The organism is Gammaproteobacteria bacterium (assembly GCA_013003425.1).
Lineage (GTDB): Bacteria > Pseudomonadota > Gammaproteobacteria > Steroidobacterales > JABDKV01 > JABDJB01.
In genome coordinates, this window is record JABDJB010000053.1 from 1 (window position 1) to 3922 (window position 3922).

A 3922-nucleotide genomic window follows, 5' to 3' on the forward strand; every position below is an offset into this window, starting at 1 on the left:
AGTACCGCGCTGGCAACTGGGAAAAGGGCATTGCCAATTTCCAGGAAGCGCTGAAGGCCAGCCCCGCTGACGCCCTGTCGACGACCTACATCGAACGCTGCAAGTACCTGCAGCAACACCCGCCGGAACAATGGAACGGCGTGTGGGTCATGAAATCAAAATAGGTTGGTTCCATTAATGCGGTTGAAGCTGACATCGCCGATGGCGCTGCAGCTTAACCGCTACTGGTCGGGTAACGTGCCAACAGCAACATCCGTGGGAGCGGCTGTCGTGGGAGCGGCTTCAACCGCGACTGCCTGCGACAAGCCTTCGTGGGAGCGGCTGTCGTGGGAGCGGCTTCAGCCGCGACTGCCTGCGACAAGCCTTCGTGGGGCGGTCTTTCGTGGGAGCGGCTTCAGCCGCGACTGCCTGCGACAAGCCTTCGTGGGGCGGTCTTTCGTGGGAGCGGCTTCAACCGCGACTGCCTGCGATAATCCTTCGTGGGAGCGGCTTCAACCGCGACTGCCTGCGATGACGTTTCGTGGGAGCGGCATCCTGCCGCGATAATTCTTGCCGGAAACTATCGCGCCGAAAAAGTGTTCCTGCCAAACACTTTTGCATGGAACGGCTCTGGCGGATATGCATGCCCGCAGGGGCTAAAGCGGCGGCACAACGCCCAGCTTCCACGACACCGGCTGCTGCGCCGCGCGGTATTTCCTGACGTAATAATTGAGCTGCGGCACCTCGAGCAGTCGCGCTTCTAACGCGTCATGCTCAAAGAAAACAAACCGGCTGTCGGCCAGCGCGGTCAACTGCGTCGCGACCGGCTCGAGAAAAGGTCGCCAGCCAAATTCTGTCAGTTGTCGTGTGTTGTATTCGTGAACATTTCCGGCGGCGTCGCGCACTTTACCTGCGAGCATCAGGTACCAGCCTTCCTCGCCAAGATGGCGCTGCTCCCCCTCATCCAGGTCGATTGCCGATGCGATGATGCTGGTGCGCAGCAGCACAGTCGACGTGAGCTCTGTGAAACATGGCAGCTCACCGAGCAGCAAACGCAGTGACCAGCGTTCATGCAGTCGCTGCGCCATACCCTCAGCGCTGATGAATGTGCTGAAGTTCTGCTCTGGAAAAACACATACGGTAACTGGCGTGCGTGCGACAACGCTGGCGTTGCGCGCACCGCTACCGGTGATCGCCGCCATCTCGCCGATGAGGTCGCCCGCCTGCAGCCGGGCAATGCTGTTGAGCTGCCGGCCATCATGCTGCACGACATCACAATAACCGGTGAGCATCAGGTAAACATAGTCGCGGTGTGCCGTGTCCTGGACAACAATGACATCGTCGCTGTTGTAGCGACGGATCTCGGACTCGGCCAGCAGGCTGCGCAGCCAGCGATTGGATACTCGCTTGTCCAGCCACTCTGCCAGGTAATGACCGACCTGGCTGTTGTACAACACCGGGTCGCCCTCGATGATGGTGTAACGCTTGCCCGCCACCGCGAGGGAAAAAGTCGTATCAAACTCGTTGGCCAGTTCTTCGACATGAACGTAGCAGACCCGTTCGGATTTTGACTGCAGTGCGTCCTCGGGGTCGCCATGGATGGCGCCAGCGCCGCCATCGGCCACCAGCAGGCTGAAACGATCGCTGTACAACCGTTGCAGCGTCGCCACCGTCTCTTTTCGTACCAGCCCTTGCTGCTGCAGCTTGTTAATCTCCGTCATGCTGTGGTTGTCGCCGACGATGCATATCTGCCGATCGCGGCCGTGGTGCTGCCGGCTGAAGGTCGCGCCGATGGTGGGGATGCTGTGTACCGTCAGGTGCGGCAGGATTTTCAGGCCATAGTAATTTGCCACCACTCCCGGCTCGACTTCGAACAGTGAAAAGTGCTCGCGCACCACCTCGACGGCCCAGCCCAGAGCACAGGCCAGCTTGTCCATCGCCATGTTGAAAATTTCCCGGGTCGTAATTACCTCGACCACATGCGGCATCAGCATCAGCGGGAACATCGTGCAGTGATCGTCGTGCAGGTGGGTCAGGAACAACGCGGCAACCTGGTTCTTGGCAATGCCGCGAGCCACCAGGTGCTCGTCGAGGAATGGCATGGCATCGATCAGGATGTAATCCCCGTTGTGACACAGCGCCAGACCGGTGCATGGTTCATCCGGAGTAAAGCCCGACGCACCACCGAGCACCTCCAGCCCCAGCTTTACCAGTCCGCCGGGTACGTAATCGCGCTGCAGTTCATAGGGCGGCACCATGTGGCTGTCCGCCGACAGGTCGATGGCAACACTGCCGGCTGAATCGGAGACGTCGTAGCGATCCTGACCGGTATGCCGGACAGTGAATTCATTCAGCTTTACTACATCGTCATCGAACGGCCGGACATGGAAAAAATCTTCCACTGGAATCGCCGCACCGCCCGGGTCCTGCAGCGCCAGTGCATTCGCCACCTGCAGCCATTCGTTTTTCAGTTCCGCATCCGTGCCCCAGGCATCCAGCTCGGCGGCCACCGGGCCGGTCAGCGTCAGGCGCAACAGCCGGAGAGCCTGCGAGATCGCTGCCCGGTCGCCGGCGATTGCCAGTTTTCGTCCCTCTTTGAAGCCATCTGCCAGGAACAGGAAGTAATACAGCAGGAACTCAAGGTTGTTGGTCAGCGCGCCGCCCTTTTCGCGTATGTCGGTCAGTACCAGCGCATTGAAACCGCGAATTTTCTGCTGCAACAGTGTCTTGATGATTTCCGGCGGCTGACCAAACAGCACCACGTCGGCTGCGCCGACGACGACTCTGGCACCACTGGCCACCTCAATGACCGACGGATTGCTCATGGGGATTCCTGCGCGGCTTTATCCCGAGTATAGACAGCAAAGCTTGTACGGTTACTGGACAAATTGTCGCGCCGCACAACCGTGCTCGCCGATTCAGTCGCGCAGAGCGCTCAGCTCACGAAAAGCGGAGGCAATACTCTCGTCATCGGGGCGCAACGGCTGCCGGACGACGCCACGGCGCAGCATCGCATCGAGGCTGCGCAGCCGGTCTTCATGAGCATCGGCAAGATGGTGTATGGCAACCGCGAGTTTGCGTGAGCCGGCCGCAGCAGCGTAGTTGGCACGCATTTTTGTCACCATGAGATGCGCACGACCGTCGAGCAGTGGATCACTCTGGCGCGGTCCGGCGCCACGCTCGATGCGGTACATCAACCGTGTTGCCCAGCGATCCAGCTGCAGATGAGCGTGTTCGACGGCCTTGATTATTTCCTGGTCGGCAAGCTGCACGCCGCCGATACCCACGGCCGGTGTAAGCGAAAGCAGCAGTAACACGATTCCAAGTATGCGGTTCACGCAGGCGCGCCTCCGGCGAGCTGACCAGTACCGTCATATTTTCGGTCACGCCATTTGGCTGCGACATGGGGGATTGCCCCCAGCGCCGCGGGCAAATCCCCTCACGTGCCGGTGTGGCTGGCGACGTATATAAGGTGCAACCGCTGCCGACGCGGGTGGTACGGCTGCTGGGAGAAATAACTGATTCATCTGGGGGGATACCCTGATAGGCCCTTTCTTGGCCTTTTGCGACGATTCAGTCACAGGGCAGACGCCGCTTGGCAGAAAACCCTAAACAACATGGGCAATGCCCTCCAGCGAGGGCCTACAGAGGAACCAGAAAATGAGAATTTCAACTTTGCTTTATGGCTTGGCTGCGGCAGCCCTGTTGACGGGCTTCAACACAGCAAGCGCGGACCATCTGCCGAGCCCCTGCGATGCGGGCAATGTCGGCGCAGGCGCCAACTGCATGTACCTGACCGTCACGGGCAACACCTACGACAGCGTCAGCGGTGATCGCGCCGCCGACACCGGCCTGTCATTCGGCGTCGGCGTGTGGATGGACTTCCGTAACCAGGCGGTCCAGGGTGGCGGTTTTGACGTCATGTTTGATACGACCAACGTCC

4 protein-coding genes are annotated in these 3922 nt (G+C 60.0%); 2 read left to right on the forward strand and 2 right to left on the reverse strand.

Annotation, left to right across the window (positions count from 1 at the left end; all coding sequences use genetic code 11):
* A partial coding sequence (locus HKN06_07975; protein ID NNF61251.1) for a hypothetical protein occupies nt 1–164 on the forward strand: 164 nt, incomplete at its 5' end.
* Nucleotides 165–635: 471 nt separating this feature from the next.
* Here the strand turns inward: HKN06_07975 and HKN06_07980 are convergent.
* Together HKN06_07980 and HKN06_07985 are read right to left on the reverse strand one after the other, a co-directional pair.
* Nucleotides 636–2804, reverse strand: a complete 2169-nt coding sequence (locus tag HKN06_07980; protein ID NNF61252.1) for a cyclic nucleotide-binding domain-containing protein — start codon at nt 2802–2804, stop codon at nt 636–638.
* Between the two features lie 93 nt (nt 2805–2897).
* Entirely contained in the window at nt 2898–3317 is a 420-nt protein-coding gene (locus HKN06_07985; protein ID NNF61253.1) for a hypothetical protein, read from the reverse strand.
* A 322-nt stretch (nt 3318–3639) separates the two neighbouring features.
* Here HKN06_07985 and HKN06_07990 point away from each other — a divergent pair.
* Nucleotides 3640–3922 (forward strand): hypothetical protein (locus tag HKN06_07990; GenBank protein NNF61254.1); only part of this gene is annotated, 283 nt, incomplete at its 3' end.

Excerpts from the sequence above, each read along its gene's own strand:
- HKN06_07980 (NNF61252.1), bottom strand. The coding sequence starts at position 2,804 with ATGAGCAATCCGTCGGTCATTGAGGTGGCCAGTGGTGCCAGAGTCGTC.